Consider the following 17,695-nt stretch of genomic DNA (forward strand, 5'->3'; position numbering starts at 1 on the left):
GTTATGCCTGCCGTACGGTTAAACTTATTTAGATGCTGTAACGGTGTGCGTGTAAGCCGCTACATCTGCATTAAAGATCACCTTAAAATCGCCTGTCTTGTTATCCAGGTCATGATTAAATTTGAAGGTGTAATCGTAAACCGAATTATCAACCGGCACCATGTAGAAATAAGATGGTGCAGTTGCGGCTGTTGCAGCGCTGTTATCCCTGTTAGAGCTACCAAAGTATTGATCTGTTGTTGTATTATCAGCATTCTTATAGGTGAACCTGAACTTATAACGCTCATCGCGGCCCCAGCTTTCCTGGTGGAATACGATAGACTTGTTCTTAGCTTCCCAGGTTCCATTGCCTGTGTAATCAAGATCGAACCAGATTTTGCTATCGGCAGAGAACCACAAGCCTAACCTGGTTAGTTCGGTTGCTTTAAACAACGCATCGTTAAAGCTTACTTCTATCTTGTAGATCTTGGTAGCGCCTGTTACGGCAGTTTCGCCTTGTTCAACCAACCTGGTACCGTTGTATGAGTATTTGTTGATAATACCTGTTTTAGCATCTACAAATTGGTAGCTACCGGCTTTTAAAGAAGTGTAAGCTTCAAATTTACCTTCGCCCACTTTTTTCATTTTAATGGCGTTGGCAATCTCTGCACCACCTTCAGTTGCCGAACCGGTTAGGTAAACCGCATCCGGACTTTCGAACCCAACAGGGCGCTGTACCGAAATGGTACGTTTAGCTGATGCCGCTGAAAGATTGATACCTCTTGATGAACGCACAGTCCATATCAATTTTGCGATCTCTTCAGGTTTTGCGCCTGCCAATGAGGCTATTTTGTTTAAGTCGCTATATGATACGGTAAGCTTGTTGTACAAACCGTTGCCATCTGATGGAATAGAATAAAGTGGTTTTGAAAAATCGCCACCTTCTTTATCAAATGCAACTTCGTATTGAACCAAACCGTTGTCTGATGCGCGTGATTGCTCCCACTCAAAAGATACAGACCCCGATGCCCCGGAAGGAATTTTCACAGCCTTTGCATCTTCCGGTGCGAACAAAGTGTTAACAGGTGTAACAGTGGCTTTATCTAATGATTTATCTTCTTTTTTGCAGCCTGCCATAACCAGCAGTACTGCGAAACCTGCAACAATGCAGTAAAAAATATTTTTCATGATCTTATTTGATTATAAAATTTTTCTAATGATGATTTTTGATTACCAGCCCGGGTTTTGAGTGAGGTTAGGATTAATAGCCCTCTCATCGCGCGGTATTGGCCACAGGTAATTTTTATTCTTATCAAACGTGCGGAGGTTAGCACGGATATAACCGTTATCTATGCCAGCAGCACCATACTTAGCGCCGTGTGCCCAACCGTTCAATACATTTTCAGCAATTTTCCAGCGGCGGATATCAAATACCCTTAAGCCTTCGAGGGCGAATTCAACACGACGTTCGTTACGAACGATCTCGCGCATATCGCTTTGGCCTACTGCCGGATAACTTAATGCATTTGCATCGGTAAAGCCAGCGCGCGAACGCAGCGCCCCTACAGTTTGAGACCATATTGAAGCGTTCATCTGGCCAAGCTCTGTTTTTGCTTCAGCATACATCATCAGCACATCTGCATAGCGAATCAGGATAAGGTTTATACCCGAACCGAAATCATCAACCTTTGAAGTACGGTCATAGTATTTGTGCACATAATAACCCGTTGGTGACACCGTTGAACCTGGTACATACTCGTCTAAACCTGGTTGGTTTGGATCAGTTCCAGGTTTAATGTAAATGGTCTTTAAAGTTCCGTCACGTAAGTCCCATTGGTAGTTGTGGTAAACAATGGTATAGGTTAAACGAGGGTCGCGGTTTACATAAGGGTTGTTTTCGTTGTAACCTGAACCCGCGTCGCCTGGTTTTTTACCGTTAGTCATCAGGTAGCTGTCAACAAGCTCCTGAGTTGGGGCAAGCGCATTTAAACGACCGCCTACGGAAATTGGCACCATATCCCTCAGATCGGTATAATACCTGTTGTTGCCGCTTACTGTTGTCGGCATGTATTCCAGGTCAAATATCACTTCACTATTGTACTCGTTCTGCGGCGCAAAAATGCCACCGTAAGTAGAGAACAAGGCGTAGGTACCATTATCAGTTTTGCCTATCAGTTTTTCGCACTCTGTAACTACATCGGCCCAGCGGCTTTCGTACAATAATACCCTCGCCTTAAGTGCAATAGCAGCGCCTTTGGTAACCCGGCCACGATCTGTCTGCGCGTATGTGGTATTTGCAGGCAGAGCTGCAGCGGCATCATCCAGTTCTTTAAGAATAAATGACACTACATCCGCTTTAGGTGTACGGGCAACGGTTTTAGATTCATCTATAGTAATGTCTTTCTGGATCAGCGGAACATCTCCCCACCAGGTCTCCAACATAAAGTAATGCCATGCCCGTAAAAAACGTGCTTCGGCTTTCATCCTTGCTTTAAGGGTAGCATCCATATTCGGAACCCTGTCTACATTCTCCAGGAAAATGTTTGAGGTTTTGATAGCGCCATAATGAGCTCCCCAGTCCCCTTTGAAACGGCCTAACGACGGATCATAAGTTCCTGCCGCGATCGAAGCAACACCGTTATTATCTCCCCTTCCGTTGAACGCGTTATCAGACATCGCTTCGTTAAAGAAGAAATCGCCGCTGCTCATTATCTGCGAGTATGCAGTGTTAAGGACGTTGTTGGCCTTGTCTGCAGTTGTCCAGTAGTTGGCGTCAGTAAACCTGTCTTGCGGCAACAGGTCCAATTTTTTACATGCTGATAATACCGTAACCAGCACCAGCACTAACCCTATTTTATTGATATTATATCTCTTCATGTTAATGTTGATTAAAGTGTGATATCCAAACCAAAACCGTAGTAAACCGGCAGCGGATATGAGCGCGCACTGTTTGCACCATTAGCAGTAATGTTACCGCCCAACTCTGTTATTTCCGGGTCGATGAATTTTACCGGTGAGAATGTAAGCAGGTTTTGGCCTGTTAAGTAAGCCCTCACTTTTCTCATACCAATGTGCTTGGCGACGCCAACCGGCAGTGTATAACCAATTTGTACGTTCTTAACGCGTAAATACTTACCGTCAAAAATGTACATATCAGAACCACGGCGGAAGTTGTTCTCGTTAGACTGGCTTCCGCTTGCTGCAAGGCGCGGGAAACGTGCATCGGGGTTTTGAGGTGTCCAGTAATCTAATTGGTGCTGGTAAATTACCTGCGAGTAGTTTACGTGGAAAGGCTCAACCTGCTCACCTCTGATGAACATGTTACGCTTACCAACACCTTGTAAGAACAGGTTAAAATCGAAGTTTTTAACAGCAAGGTTGTATGTAAAACCAAACGTTAAACGAGGGAAACCGTTACCGAAAACAAACTTGTCATTATCATCGATAACACCGTCTTTGTTAACATCTACATAGCGGTTATCGCCGGGAGAAAGCGTTAAACCAGCCGGTTTTGGGCCTGCATTTACCTCATCGATGTTTTGGAAATAACCATCGCGTTTTAAGGCAACGTATGAACCTATTGGCAAGCCTACTTTGTTGAGCAATTGCATCTCATCGTAGCTGCGCAGTTGGTCGCCACCTTCAAGTTTTAATATCTTGTTCTTGGTGTCGCCTACGTTAAAGGCAAAGCTGTGGTTAAACGCACCTGTTTTAACGCGATAGTTGATATTTAACTCCCAACCGCGGTTTTGTACTTCGCCTGCATTATAATCAGGTAAGCCTGCACCGAATACGCCCGGTACTACCGGCGGCAGCAATATGTCTTTTGTCCTTTTGTTAAAGTAATCGGCAGAAACAGTCAAGGCGCTATTGAAGAAGGTTGCATCAACGCCTAAGTCAAATGTTGCTGCACGTTCCCAACGGATATCCGGGTTGGCAAAGGAAATACCTGCACCACCTACCGGTGTACCGTTAAAGCCATACACGGAATTGTTGATAGTACCATCACCATTTCTGATAGGCCCAATGGTGCTTAGATATTGATAGTTATTTACGTTTTGATTACCCAGGATACCGTAAGAGCCTCTCAGTTTAAGGTCACCTACATTGCTGCGGTAATCCTGCATAAAGTCTTCTTCGGTTAAACGGTAACCCGCAGTTACTGACGGAAAGAAAGCATTACGATATTTTGATGCAAACTTTGAAGATGCATCAACCCTAAAGTCGAACTCCGCATAATACTTGTTTTTGTATGAGTAAGACGCACGACCAAACAACGAATTTAAACTTGTTTCGCTCGTGTTAAGGTTAGATGGTGAAGCCTCAACCGTTGTACCTGTTATTGGCGTACCTAATTCTGGGTCGGTAAATTTAAGGCGGATGTAGTTTGACCGGTCTGTAGTCGACTCATTAGCCACACCTAACAAAACATCTACGTTATGATCTTTCGCAATGGTTTTGGTGTACTGCGCCAAAAACTGTGCGTTGGTGAACAAGTTTTTGTTGTTATCATCATTTGTGTTCCTGTCTGCACCGTAGCTACCTTTTGGTAGAAAGTTCACCTGCATTACCCTCGTAAACAAATGGTTTGACAGCAACGTACCACCAAACACGCCTTTCAATTTAAAATCTTTGGTAACGTTTAATTCAGCTGTTAAATTACCAAACACATTATCGTTATCGCGTTTGCGGTAACCACCTTTTTCAAGGATACCCAGCGGATTAAATTCGGCTAATACATCGTTAGTTAAATAGTTTCCGTTGGCATCTTTGATTGGATAGTAGGTTGGCGTACGGCCTGCATCAACGATCAAAGTACCGGTATTAAAAGAGTGCTCTTTAATTTCGGTACGAGAATATGATAAGATACCGGTTACCTTCAATTTCCCAAATTCAGAAGTCAGGTTCATGCGGTAGTTGTACCTGCGCAGACCGTAACCCGGCCCAACAAGATTGTTACGTTGGTCTAACACGCCAGCAGATATCAGGTACGATGAATTTGCATTACCGCCAGACAGGCTCAAGTTATGGCTTTGTTGCGGTGCATTCTGTAGTATCTCATCCAGGAACCATTTCTGATCGCCTGTTTGCTGAAACTGGCGGATCTGCTCTGGCGAGTAAATAGGTGTTAAACCCGCATTTACAACTGCCTGGTTACGTAATACAGCGTTTTCCCAGGCGTGTACCGGTTTGTAACCTACGCGAGGAACCTGTATACCCGCCTGACCATTGTAGGTAAGCGATGCTGCAGTGTTTTTACTACCTTTTTTAGTAGTAACTAAAATTACACCGTTTGATGACCGTGAACCGTAAATAGCAGCACTACCTGCATCCTTTAACACCGAAACGCTTTCGATATCATTAGGGTTAAGGAGGTTAAGGTCGCCGCCGGTGATGCCGTCAATTACAATGAGCGGGTTGTTATTACCAAACGTACTAACACCACGAATGTTAATAGTTTGGTAAGCACCCGGCTCATTGCTTGTTTGTTGTATGATAAGGTTTGGGGAAGTTCCTTGCAGGGCCTGCGTTAAATTCACTGCAGGTTTACCTTCTATAGCTTTTGCAGTTACCTGGTCAACAGCGCCGATAACGTTTACGCGTTTTTGTGTGCCGTAACCCACAACTACTACTTCGTTTAAAGAATTTTGCGATGCTTTAAGCTGAACTTTAAAATTAGTTCGATTACCCACAGGAATTTCCTGGCTATCAAAACCAATAAAGCTGAAAACCAATACTGCATCAGGGCCCGGTGCGTCTAAGGCGAACCTGCCGTTCACATCGGTCACGGTACCTGTACCGGTGCCTTTTACTTTTACGCTTACACCTGGTAAAGCAAGGCCGGTATCATCTACAACGGTGCCCTGTACGCGTACCGCGTTAGGTGCACCAATTGCCGACCCTGTTGTGGTTTGTACCTCGCTCCTGTCTGATATAACTATTACATCGTCAATTACTTTGTAGGCCAGGTTAAACGGAGTTAAAACCTGGTTGAGCACTTCTTTAACGCTCTTGTTGTTTACGTTGATATTTACCCTGTACGACTGCTTTAACAAGTTATCTGCGTAAGCAAATTTAACTTGATTTTTAGATGCGATCTTATCAAGCACATCCGTAAGCTTTTGGTTCTTAACCTGCAACGTTACGTTTTGCTCTAAAAATCTCTGTCCGTAAGATGTATCTGCAATGGCAGTTAAACACATCAAACAAACTACAAAGCAGGCAAGCGAGGTATATTTCATTAATATTAATGCATAACGAACTACTCCATTTGATAATAGAGATATATTCATAGATTTGAATAAATTAAAGTGTTTGAAATTCAAGTGCTACGTTAAGAATTCGACCCTCTGTTACGTACACTTAATAATAACCCGGCATTTTAATCGCCCTGTTCAAATGCCCATTTGACAGGGTTTTTTTATGTATTTATCTTCTCATTCAGTATTAATTTAGGTGTTAATGGATTTTTATCTATTAATTACAATTGGTTTTCTGTTTAAATTTTTAGCAGCCTTTGCCCTTTAATTGGTAACTGTTGCCATCCGCGCCTTGTATCGCCTTCCCCTTCACCAGTTTAGAGATGATCTTCATTACATTTTGTAAAGACACATTGGTAAAATTGGCGGTTATTGAACATTGCGAAAGGTTGTTATCAGCTTTGATTTGTACACCAAAACGGCGCTGTATCACATTCAAAACTTCGGCAAGCGGCATATTTTTTATAATAAAGCTGCCATCCCTCCAGCCGGTTAATGCATTTACATCAACATTTCTGGTGGTGGTTACTTTACCTGTTTTGTTATCAAGTATTACTTCCTGCTGAGGTGTCAAGAACACAGTTTGTTGTTTAGGTGCCATAACACCTACTTTACCTGTTGCTACGTCAACCTTTACAAAGTTTTCGTTAGGATAAGCCTTAACGTTAAAGCTTGTGCCTAACACCTGCGTACGCACGCTTCCGCTACGGACGATGAAAGGAATTTTGTCGTTGTGAGCCACTTCCAAAAATGCCTCGCCGGTAATTCTTATTTCCCGTTTATCTCCTCTGAAGGTTTCGGGATAGCTTAGTTTACTACCGCCGTTAAGCCATACCTTTGTACCGTCAGACAACGTCAAGTTTGCCACCTGGCTGCCTGCTGTAACCTGTTGCTTTTGCGCAATGGGCGATACCACATCCATTACCTGGTCCATGTTTTGGTACAACGCACCTGCAGTAGCTAATACTGCAATAACAGATGCTGCTGCTATCCACTGTTTCTTGCTATTCACTTTAACTGCCGGCATAGCATCAATTTGTTGCGTTATGCGGTTATAAACAGCATCGTTATCAAAGCCGGCAGCATCCGTTTGCTTGCTTAGGTCAAGCTCGTCAAAATATTTTTGCACGAGGTTTTCCTGCAAAGCGCGGTCTTTGGCTTCGATTTTTTTTCTCAGAAAAGTGAACTTTCTCATTCGGTTTATAGATGTAAGATGCCACGCCAAAGGCTATCCCCTAAGCAGGCATAAAATATTTTTAGAAAAATAAAAACAATTTGATTTGGCAAGTAAGCGGTTTAAAACAACTGCAAAAGAAGTGCAGCTATTACCGCAGGCAGGTAATCTGTAAGGCCGGTGCGTAAATGGCGAAGAGCGATGGTCATTTGATTCTCTACTGTTTTAACCGAGATGTTTAATCGCAGCGCTATCTCCTTGTTTGAGAGGTACTCTTTACGGCTAAGTGTAAAAATTTCCCTACAACGATCAGGAAGGCGGCCTACGTTTTCGTCTAAAATGGCAGCGATGTCATTTTGAATCACTTTACTATCTGTGCTGCACTTTTCAGTAAGCATGGCGATCGCTGATAAGTCTAAAGTGGCTTTTTTTGAGCGAATGTACATCAGCACCCTGTTTTTGATGGCAACTTTTAAGTACCACTCTAACGACGATATCCTGAGCGTTGACCGTTTCGCCCAAAGATCTATAAATAGCTCTTGTACAAGATCTTCACATACATCCTTATCTCTGAACAGGTTATACGCCACAGCATATACCTTTGAGGAATACTTATTATAAAGTACCTCAAACGCCATACGGTCGTTATCCCGAAGCATCATAAGCAGGTCTGCGTCGGGCCACATCTGATATTCCTTCAGTGGGTGCATAACAAAAAATGAAGGGTGTCTGTTGATTAAAATTGGTACGGCATAATTACAAAGTTTATTCGATATTTAAAACACCTTAGTGTAATTCGTTTGAGATTTTATAGATAGCTTTACTCTGTTTGTAAAACCCTACAAACAATAAATATCAAACTATGGCAACGGTAGCGTTAAGTAGTAAGGCCGGTAAATGGGTAATGGTATCGTGCATAATGGCATCGGCCATGGCGTTTATTGATGGCACTGCGTTAAACGTAGTGCTGCCTGCCCTGCAGAAAAGCCTTAACGCCGGCGCTACCGATCTCTTCTGGTTGCTGAACGCCTATCTATTGGTACTTGCTGCGCTTATTCTCATCGGCGGTTCGCTGGGCGATAAGCTGGGGCGCAAAAAGGTTTTTATGGCCGGTATATTTGTATTCATTTGTGGTTCGGCGGCCTGCGGTTTTGCTGCAGATGTTACCTGGCTCATTGTATTCAGGGTTTTGCAAGGGTTGGGCGGCGCATTTATGATACCCGGCAGTTTATCGCTTATATCCTCTTCTATCGATGACAAAGAACGCGGCAAGGCCATCGGCACATGGTCGGCTTTTACTACCGTGGTTACCATGGGTGGCCCAATTTTGGGTGGTGCTTTCGCAGATGCCGGTTTATGGCGTTACATCTTTTTCATTAATATTCCGATTGGCATAGCGGCGTTGATCATTTTGTGGAAGCAGGTTGCCGAAAGCCGCGAAGCGGATGAAGACCCTGCAATAGATATTTGGGGGGCTGTTTCTATAGCTTTGGGATTGGCCACTTTAACATTCGGCTTTCTGCGGATGCCAGCCTTGGGCTTTCAGCATTGGCAGGTATACGGTTCGCTCTCAGCCGGCGTGATTTTGCTTTTCACTTTCGTAATGATAGAAAAGAAAATCTCTTATCCTATGATGCCTTTACAGCTTTTTAAAAACATGACCTTTAGCGGGGCCAACCTGCTTACGCTGTTCCTGTACGCAGGCTTAGGTGCGGGCATGTTGTTCCTGGGTTTAAACATGGTACAAATACAGGGTTATAGTCAACTTCAATCAGGCCTAACCTTCTTGCCTTTCACCTTGCTGATGATTAGCATTGCCCGTTTTGCCGGGGCGTTAGCCGACAAACACGGCCCAAGATCATTTTTGATAGGCGGCCCTACCCTTGCCGGTATAGGCTTGCTGGTGTTATCATTTGTAAAACAAACCGCGGGCCCTTCTGATTACTGGACAACCTTCTTACCCGGCATCATCCTGTTTGGCTTGGGCATGTCATTCACAGTATCGCCTTTAACTGCCGCAGTGATGGGTTCAGTAAGTGAGCATTTTTCTGGCGTGGCATCTGGTGTTAACAACGCAGTTACCCGTGTAGCCAATGTTTTCGCTAATGCTATTTTGGGTGCGCTGGCAGTAGTATTTTTCTCGGGTGCATTGCAAACAGAATTAAAAAACGTAAAGCTATCCGGTAATACAAAACAAGAAGTTTTGCAGCAAAGCAATAACCTCGGTAATGCCAAACCGCCAAAAGACATCCAGCAAAGCGAAAAACAAACCATAGAGCAAGCATATCAGCAAAGCTTTATTTCGGCCTATGGTAAGGTAATGCGCATCTCGGCTTTGCTTGCTTTTACCGGTGCATTAATGGCTTTGCTTTTCATCCGGAACAGTGCTGTAAAACAGCAAACTAACAAAGCATCATCAGAATAAATTACCGCGGCTTATGGTAATCATCATAAAAAATATGATATTACAGCCGCTTATTAACCTATTTTAAACCGACATGAACAGAGGCAGTTTTTTAAAGAACAGCGCGCTCGCAGCAGGTGCAGTACTAACAGGTAACGCCGTTTTGGGCAGTACAGCGGCAAGCTGTAATAGTGATAATGCTACAGCCACAGCTACCACAGGTAAAACATTTAACCTTAATTATGCCCCGCACGATGGCATGTTTAAAAACTCTGCCGGTGCTGATTTCCTTGATCAGATCAAATTCATGTATGATCAGGGTTTCCGTTCAATTGAAGATAATGGCATGGCAGGCCGCTCGCCTGCCGAACAGGAAAAAATAGGAAGCCTGCTTTCAAAATTAGGTATGCAGATGGGCGTTTTTGTGGTTGATAAAGGCGGCAATGGTGCAAATACATTAGCAACAGGCAAGCAGGAAAATATCGATATATTTTTAAAAGGATGCCGGCAGGCTGTTGAGGTTTCAAAACGCTGCGGTGGCAAATTAGCGACGGTAGTACCCGGAGATTTTCAGCGCAACCTGCCGTTAGATATCCAGAGTGCAAACGTAATTACCGCCCTGCGCAAAGGTGCTGAAATACTGGAGCCACACGGAATTATAATGGTATTAGAGCCTTTAAGCGATACACCTGACCTTTATTTGCGAACATCTGCGCAAACTTATATGATATGTAAAGGGGTTAATAGCCCATCATGCAAAATTTTATATGATATGTACCACATGGCTAAAAATGAGGGTAACCTTATAAACAATATTAAGCTAACGTGGGACGAGATAGGTTACTTCCAGATAGGCGATAATCCGGGCCGTAACGAACCCACTACAGGTGAAGTAAACTACAAGAACATCTTTAAATTTTTGCACGAGAAAGGCTACAAAGGTGTTTTGGGAATGGAGCATGGCAACTCCCGGCCCGGTAAAGAGGGCGAGCAACGTGTTATACAAGCTTATCGTGAAAGCGATAATTTTTTGGGATAGTTACCTCGGCTCATAAGCGTAAACTATCTTAAACGGAACACTCTTTAGTTTAGCAGATAGCTGGCCAATACTTAGATCCTCTGCCTGTGGTGTTGGCTCGCACACAGAGTATGCTTTACCCTTATAAATAATGGGCTCACCTACAGGCTTGTTAAACCCTACCGCCATGGTAATGTGCGTAGGGTAAAGCATAGCTATCATGGGCAGATTATAGATCTCTTTCACTAGATAGAAAAACAGGGCTGCCCTGTCGTCACAGTCGCTATAGTTTGATGCAAGCGTTTCGCCGGGCGACAATCGTTTTTCCTTACCGTAGTTCTGTTCATCGTTCTCATATAAGAACGCGTAACGGGTAAAACGCATCAGGTAGTCAACACCTGTTTTCTCATCCATCCCGATGACGTTTTTCTTAAGTATCGGGATTAGCGAGCTGTAGGTTTCCTTACTCAAGGGTATATTGAAATAAGTCTCAAAATCAACGCCTGGATAATTGATAAAGGCATTCTGCTGATCGGCATTTACCTTTACTTTAAAGTGGTAGGTTTTATGCGCATACTGAAATGAAAGGTCCTTCTCCACTTCCATATTCGGCCGAAAATCGGGCATCAGGTTTACCTTGTAAGAAAAGGATCTTGCATCACCGGGCACAGGTAGCGGCACTGGTTTCGGCGGATCGTCATTCAAATTAGCATTTGCATAATCGTGGATATTTAAACAAACGAACTGCTTGTCATCCACCATAAAATATGGGATATCCCTTATCTCTTCTTTATTATAAACGTAAAAGATAACCTTGTTGTGAGAGAGCGCCAACCGTGCATCGTACCCGGAGCCATTTAATATAAACCACTTATAGAAAGTGTATTTTGCATAATTTATGTCTTTAGGAGCTATCTGCTGCGCAACCCTTCTGATCAGTTGATAATACATCCAATCGTTCAATTTATGCTCGTTCTTGTACGCAAGCAGTGCGTCTATCAGGGGCTTGGTGTTAGTTATCTGTAATTGCTGTTGTGCGGCCTGCAGGTTTTTGGCCGTTGGATTATCAGGTAAGTCGACATTTAAAGACTGACCGACGTTAATCACAAATGGATCTTTGTAGAAATCAACACGTATGATATTGCCTTGCGCGTGCAATACATCCGCCAACAACATAAGGCTGGCAATCAAGGCATATCTAACAAATGCACGCATTGGCTTAACAATTGGATAACATTAAAGCTACGATAAATTAACGTTTATTTAATGCGATCAATTGTTGATTTTTTAAGCAATCTTAGAAGGCGGCTTACCAAACTTATTCTTGAACGCAAAAGAAAAGTGTGAGAGATCTTCGAAACCAACGTCGAGATAAACCTCAGAAACAGGACGACCTTTTTCTTTTATTTGAAAATATGCTTCCTTAAGTCGCCTGTTTAATAGCCATTTACCTGGAGTAGTATTAAATTTTTTTTCAAAATCGCGCTTAAAGGTTGCCAAACTTCGTCCTGTCAAATAGGCAAAACGCTTCATCTGCACATTAAAATGGAAGTTCTTTTCCATAAAACTTTCCAGATCTATCTTTCCGGGCTCGTTAAAATCGAAGAGGATATCGGCCAGTTCAGGTTTGGTTTGCAGCAGGATCAATATGGCCTCATTAACTTTAAGCTTCTGAAGTTGCGGAAGTACTTCAGTCCCGGCATCCCTGTACGGACTTAGAGAATCCATAAAACTTTTATACAGGTTATTAGACTGAAGGGTTATGATCGATGGCGTACCCAACTGATGGGTTGATGTATAGCCATTAGCAATACAAAAGTTCCGCAATGCTTCCTGGGTAAGGTAAATGGAAACAGACTTAAATTCGCCCCCCGTTGCAGGCGGCTGTTTTATATATTTTACAAGGCTATTTCTTTTAATAAGCCTAAAGTCACCCTCGTTAAAAACACTTGTAGCTGTTGCATCAGTTATCGTAAGCGTACCTGATATTTGATAACTAAAGGTATGTTCTGGCACAAACTGCTCCCCTTCGCGATTTCGTGTAAAGTAGCAGGAATAAGAGATCATAGGTTTTTCAATTTGTGACATAAATCAAAATAACAAAAAGGCAAGGCCTTAACAGCCTTGCCACGATAATTTTATTTTTTCAAGCTTAGAAAACGCTTTCCAACTTCTGACTCAAAAAAGTTTTCTGCATCATCAGCATCTGTAGACATACTCACCTGCTCCCACTTTTCCAACTCTCTCAATTTAGCGGCTTCAGAATGTTTTGCAATCCCTACCGCATCACTACCTAACAGCAAGTGTAAAGGGGGCTCCGTTTCGTTAACAATGTTGATGATAACCTCTGCTGCCTTATCCGGATCGCCTGTGGGCTTAAAATTTCCGCTTTTAAATTGAGCTGATCTTTTATTGACCGTATCATAGCCTTCAATTTCGGGAGCATACGTCATTGAGTCGCCGGCCCAATCTGTACGGAATCCACCAGGTTCTATGCAAGTAACTTTAATGCCAACGTCAGCAACTTCAATTGCTAAGCCTTCACTAAAGCCACTTAAACCAAATTTAGCTGCCTGATAAACAGATACGCCGCCGCTACCAACGCGCCCACCAATTGAACTGATTTGCAAAATATGCCCTGATCTTTTTTTGCGCATGTGCGGAAGAACGGCACGCGTTATTTCTATAGGTGCATATAAATTAGTTTGCAACTGGCTGCGGACCTGCTCATCGCTGTAAGCTTCTACAGCGCCGGTGATCCCGAACCCGGCATTGTTAACCAACACATCTATACCGCCAAATTTTTCGATAGTGCTTGCAATCGCGCTGTGCACTTCCTCTTTATTATTCACATCCAACTGCAAGGGTAATATTGAGTCTCCGTATTGTTCAACAAAGTGCTCTAAATTTTTACTATCGCGCGCAGTTGCAGCCACTCTATCACCGGATGCTAAAACTGCTTCTGTAAGACTACGTCCTAAACCTCGAGACGCGCCTGTTATAAACCAAATCTTTGCCATAATTATCTTGTTTTGATAAAGCAAAGGTAGGCTGGGCGAGGAAGAATGATTTTGTTTTAAAGCTCAAATTAATTTGTTTTAAAGCTCAATTGCATCTTAGGCTTAAACAGGCCAAAATTGGTAGCATTACTTAACCTTCAGATCATTGATATCATCGAGCAGAAAACAGTGACTAAAGCTTGTCATTCCGGTTTTTGGATAATAGTTGACTGCTTTGGGTGCAGCTAATAAGATCAATTTTGCCTTTACAGAGTGTTTTTTTGTTTCGTAGATGAGCCTGGCACCTATACCCTGCTTCTGATAACTTTCGTCAACAGCCAGATCTGATAGATAGGTACAGAAGGCGAAATCCGTTAGCGAACGTGATACGCCTATCAACTTACCATTGTGGCGGGCGGTGATCATAAGGTTTGCATTTTGCAACATCGCTTCAATGCGTTCGGCGTCATCAACCGGCCTGCGCTCTGCAAGCGTGCTACGTTTTAATACATCAACAAACTCTTCAGAACTGAGCGTTAACTCACGTTGATAAACTATTAAAGGTACAGCCATCGTCTTTAATTTAGATTGTTCGTATCCGACTTAGGATTCAGAAATGCTTAGCCGAAAAGCTAATCTACAAAAAGCACCTGTGGCTTGCTCAATATTCTGTTATTAAAAATCTTCTTCTATCAAAAGCTTATTAACGTATGCACTTGTAAAGTTTCCTGCGGCCACAGCGTTGGCAACGCTGCGCATGGGCGACGCACAATCCCCTATTGCAAAAACACCGGGAACTGAAGTTTCACCAAACATATTGACCTGGATATGTCCGGCTTTAGTTAAATCGCAACCAAGTTGCATTGGTACGTCACTTTTTTGACCAAAAGCAGGCTTGTAAAATATAAAATCAACAGGTAGTGCACCGCCGTTTGTCAAAGTAACGTGACTAACCTGCCCATTATGATGTATCAATGAAGCAATGGGCGATTCAATAATTGCAATGTTATTATTCTCTAACTTAGCCCGCTGTAACTGGGTAAACGTGGCTGGCCCGTTGGTAAATACCGTTAAATATTTACTCCAGTTATGGATAAGCCGGGCGTACTCAAAACCCTCATCGCCGTTGGCAATAACCGCCAGCATTTTGCCCCGCTCTTCATAACCATGGCAATAAGGGCAATGAATGATGGATGTTGGCCAGCAAGCAGCAAATCCTTCTATATTTGGCAAAATATCATTAACGCCGCTTGCAATTATCAATGTTCGGGCAGTAAATAAATTACCGGATGCAGTCCTCACATCAAAATGGGTGTTGTTGGGTCTTGCTTCAAGAACCGTATCATTCAATATACTTACCGACGGATATTTTAACACCTGTTGCCGCGCCGAAAGAGCTATTTGTGCAGGTGAGGCCCCGTCATGTGCAATAAAGTTATGCGAATGCGCTACCTTTTTATTACATGGGTCGTTATTGTCTATAACCATCACGTTCTTTAACGATCTGCCTAACCCCATCGCTGCCGATAAGCCTGCAAAACTTCCACCTATTATAATTACATCAACCATACTCAATAATTTTTATTGCATCAAAGTTGCATTTAAAATATTTTCAACGAAAATTTCTTTTGTAAAACTTGTGTCAGCCTTTGAACGTAGATGAGAATGTTTTTTAGTAATATTAGGCCATATTATATACGCATGAAAAAGGTATCAGTTGTTACCATTAATTTTAATCAGGATAAAATAACCGAAGAGCTTTTAGTATCTATTGCCGAAACCAATACCTACCCCGAACTGGAAGTGATCGTAGTGGACAATGGCAGCACCGTAAACCCGGTACCGCTGTGGACCACTAAGTTTCCGGATGTAAAGTTTATCCGGTCTGAAACCAATGAGGGCTTCTCAGGCGGTAACAACATCGGTATTGCACAGGCAACCGGCGACTATTATTTTCTGGTGAATAACGATACCGAGTTTACGCCAGGACTCGTGCAAAAACTGGTAGAGATATTAGACACTCACCCTCAAGTAGGCATCATCTCTCCAAAACTGGTTTACGATTTTGACAGAAGCATTATTCAGTATGTTGGGTTTACCCTGGTTGATTACTACACCTGTCGCAACCGCGCGGTAGGCAAAGGCGAAAAAGACCTTGGGCAGTACGATAACCTGCTTGGCCAAACCGGTTACTGCCATGGTGGTGCTATGATGGTAAAGAAAGAAACCTGCGAAAAAGCAGGCTTAATGGCCGATAATTTCTTCATCTATTATGAAGAGGTTGATTGGGGCGAACGTATCAATAAATCTGGCTACCAGGCCTGGGTGCGTGGCGACGCTACCATATACCACAAAGAATCGATGACAGTAGGTAAAAAAAGTGCCTTTAAAGAGTACTTTATGAACCGCAATCGCATACTCTTTATCAGGAGAAATGCGCCTGCCTTTAAAGCGCTGGTATTTTATGTCTACTTCGTTTTATTGGTTGTTCCCCGTAATATCATCAACTACACAAAGGAGAAAAAATACAACTTCATCAGTATCCTTTTCAGGGCTTTGTGGTGGAATGTTGCCAATAGTAAAGACAGTACTAAACTTGGTTTTACGGTTAACAAGGTATCATGATTGCGGTACTGTGGATCAGTCTTTTTATAGTTGCCTATACTTTTGTGGGCTACGGATTTCTGCTTTACTTTATAATCAAAGCCAAACGGGCGGCTAAAGGTAAACCTATCTTGCCTGTTGTTGCCGATGATGAGTTACCAACCTGCACGCTTGTTGTTGCTGCCTATAACGAATCTCATTTCATTGCGGAGAAGATCAAAAACAGCCTGGCGCTGCAATACCCGGCAGGCAAGCTTAAATATGTTTTTGTTACCGATGGCTCATCAGACAATACGCCGGAGATCATTGCTCAATTTCCGGAGATAACTTTATTGCACAGACCGGAGCGCGCCGGTAAAATTGCGGCGGTACACCGTGCAATGGAATATGTAGATACGGAAACCGTAGTTTTCACCGACGCCAATACCTTTTTGAACCCAGAGGCCATAGTGCGGATTTGCCGCCATTACAGCGACCGCACGGTTGGTGCGGTTGCAGGTGAAAAACGCGTGCATATTGATACTAATGCAGATGCAAGTGCCGCTGGTGAGGGTTTCTACTGGAAATACGAATCAACATTAAAGAAATGGGATTCTGAATTGTACTCTGTTGTTGGTGCCGCAGGCGAATTATTCAGCGTACGACGCGACCTTTACCAGGATGTGCCGGCTGATACCGTGTTGGACGATTTTATGATCTCGATGTTTATAGCTGAACAAGGCTATCATATCATTTACGAGCCTGATGCTTACGCCGTAGAAACGGCATCAGAAAACGTTGCTGAAGAATTAAAACGCAAAATACGTATAGCAGCAGGCGGCATACAATCTATCCTGCGTTTAAAGAGCCTTTTGTTTTCATTTAAATACCCTATCCTGTCGTTTCAGTATGTAAGTCATCGCGTTTTACGCTGGACCGTTACACCTTTCTTTTTGATACTGGCATTTGTAATTAACATGGCCTTGGTTATTAATGGCACAACTTGGTTTTACACAGCCCTGTTTGCAGCACAGGTATTATTTTACTGCCTTGCATTTTTAGGTTTTGTAATGGAGAAGCGACAGATCAGGATAAAAGCCTTGTTCATCCCCTACTATTTCTGCGTAATGAATTACGCTGTATTAGCAGGCATTATCCGTTATTTCACAAAAAAGCAAAGTTCTGTTTGGGAAAAGGCGCAACGGAAGATGTGAGATATTTGCCTATATAATTTTATCCTGTAATCAATCCTTTACATATCTAAACACTGCCATCAAA

At 42.9% G+C, this 17,695-nt stretch carries 14 protein-coding genes; 4 read left to right on the forward strand and 10 right to left on the reverse strand.

Features of this window, described 5'->3' with window-relative positions:
• Positions 1 to 24: 24 nt before the first annotated feature.
• The 5 genes from FPZ42_RS06360 to FPZ42_RS06380 form a co-directional block, all read right to left on the reverse strand.
• Positions 25 to 1,167 carry a SusE domain-containing protein gene (locus FPZ42_RS06360; RefSeq protein WP_146269664.1) on the reverse strand — a complete coding sequence of 381 codons (1,143 nt, stop codon included), beginning with the start codon at positions 1,165 to 1,167 and terminating at the stop codon, positions 25 to 27.
• Between the two features lie 42 nt (positions 1,168 to 1,209).
• A complete protein-coding gene (locus FPZ42_RS06365; RefSeq protein WP_146269665.1) occupies positions 1,210 to 2,856 on the reverse strand; it encodes a RagB/SusD family nutrient uptake outer membrane protein in 1,647 nt (548 codons plus the stop codon).
• 11 nt (positions 2,857 to 2,867) lie between these two features.
• Positions 2,868 to 6,221 carry a TonB-dependent receptor gene (locus FPZ42_RS06370; protein ID WP_186458697.1) on the reverse strand — a complete coding sequence of 1,118 codons (3,354 nt, stop codon included), beginning with the start codon at positions 6,219 to 6,221 and terminating at the stop codon, positions 2,868 to 2,870.
• Positions 6,222 to 6,486: 265 nt separating this feature from the next.
• Complete coding sequence (locus tag FPZ42_RS06375) at positions 6,487 to 7,434, reverse strand: FecR family protein (RefSeq protein ID WP_146269667.1); 948 nt, start codon at positions 7,432 to 7,434, stop codon at positions 6,487 to 6,489.
• Positions 7,435 to 7,535: 101 nt separating this feature from the next.
• Positions 7,536 to 8,123, reverse strand: a complete 588-nt coding sequence (locus FPZ42_RS06380; RefSeq protein WP_146269668.1) for an RNA polymerase sigma-70 factor — start codon at positions 8,121 to 8,123, stop codon at positions 7,536 to 7,538.
• Between the two features lie 152 nt (positions 8,124 to 8,275).
• Here FPZ42_RS06380 and FPZ42_RS06385 point away from each other — a divergent pair, with 152 nt between their 5' ends.
• Positions 8,276 to 9,838 (forward strand): MFS transporter, encoded by a 1,563-nt coding sequence (locus tag FPZ42_RS06385; protein ID WP_146269669.1) that lies wholly within the window; start codon positions 8,276 to 8,278, stop codon positions 9,836 to 9,838.
• 73 nt (positions 9,839 to 9,911) lie between these two features.
• Positions 9,912 to 10,856, forward strand: a complete 945-nt coding sequence (locus FPZ42_RS06390; protein WP_146269670.1) for a hydroxypyruvate isomerase family protein — start codon at positions 9,912 to 9,914, stop codon at positions 10,854 to 10,856.
• Here FPZ42_RS06390 and FPZ42_RS06395 read toward each other — a convergent pair whose 3' ends face one another.
• From FPZ42_RS06395 to FPZ42_RS06415, 5 genes are all read right to left on the reverse strand, one after another.
• Positions 10,857 to 12,050: a hypothetical protein gene (locus tag FPZ42_RS06395; protein WP_261382238.1), complete on the reverse strand. Its 1,194-nt coding sequence runs from the start codon at positions 12,048 to 12,050 to the stop codon at positions 10,857 to 10,859.
• A 72-nt stretch (positions 12,051 to 12,122) separates the two neighbouring features.
• Positions 12,123 to 12,923, reverse strand: coding sequence for a helix-turn-helix domain-containing protein (locus FPZ42_RS06400; RefSeq protein WP_146269671.1), 801 nt, complete (start codon positions 12,921 to 12,923; stop codon positions 12,123 to 12,125).
• Positions 12,924 to 12,973: 50 nt separating this feature from the next.
• Positions 12,974 to 13,855, reverse strand: coding sequence for an oxidoreductase (locus tag FPZ42_RS06405; protein WP_146269672.1), 882 nt, complete (start codon positions 13,853 to 13,855; stop codon positions 12,974 to 12,976).
• Between the two features lie 126 nt (positions 13,856 to 13,981).
• Positions 13,982 to 14,407, reverse strand: a complete 426-nt coding sequence (locus tag FPZ42_RS06410) for a GNAT family N-acetyltransferase (protein WP_146269673.1) — start codon at positions 14,405 to 14,407, stop codon at positions 13,982 to 13,984.
• Positions 14,408 to 14,509: 102 nt separating this feature from the next.
• Positions 14,510 to 15,403 carry an NAD(P)/FAD-dependent oxidoreductase gene (locus FPZ42_RS06415; RefSeq protein ID WP_146269674.1) on the reverse strand — a complete coding sequence of 298 codons (894 nt, stop codon included), beginning with the start codon at positions 15,401 to 15,403 and terminating at the stop codon, positions 14,510 to 14,512.
• Between the two features lie 132 nt (positions 15,404 to 15,535).
• Between FPZ42_RS06415 and FPZ42_RS06420 the strand changes: the two genes are divergently transcribed.
• Positions 15,536 to 16,459 carry a glycosyltransferase family 2 protein gene (locus FPZ42_RS06420; RefSeq protein ID WP_146269675.1) on the forward strand — a complete coding sequence of 308 codons (924 nt, stop codon included), beginning with the start codon at positions 15,536 to 15,538 and terminating at the stop codon, positions 16,457 to 16,459.
• Positions 16,456 to 17,631 (forward strand): glycosyltransferase family 2 protein, encoded by a 1,176-nt coding sequence (locus FPZ42_RS06425; protein WP_146269676.1) that lies wholly within the window; start codon positions 16,456 to 16,458, stop codon positions 17,629 to 17,631. Before FPZ42_RS06420 ends, FPZ42_RS06425 begins: the two co-directional genes overlap by 4 nt.
• Positions 17,632 to 17,695: the final 64 nt, after the last annotated feature.

The sequence above is a fragment of the Mucilaginibacter achroorhodeus genome (assembly GCF_007846095.1).
Classification (GTDB): domain Bacteria; phylum Bacteroidota; class Bacteroidia; order Sphingobacteriales; family Sphingobacteriaceae; genus Mucilaginibacter; species Mucilaginibacter achroorhodeus.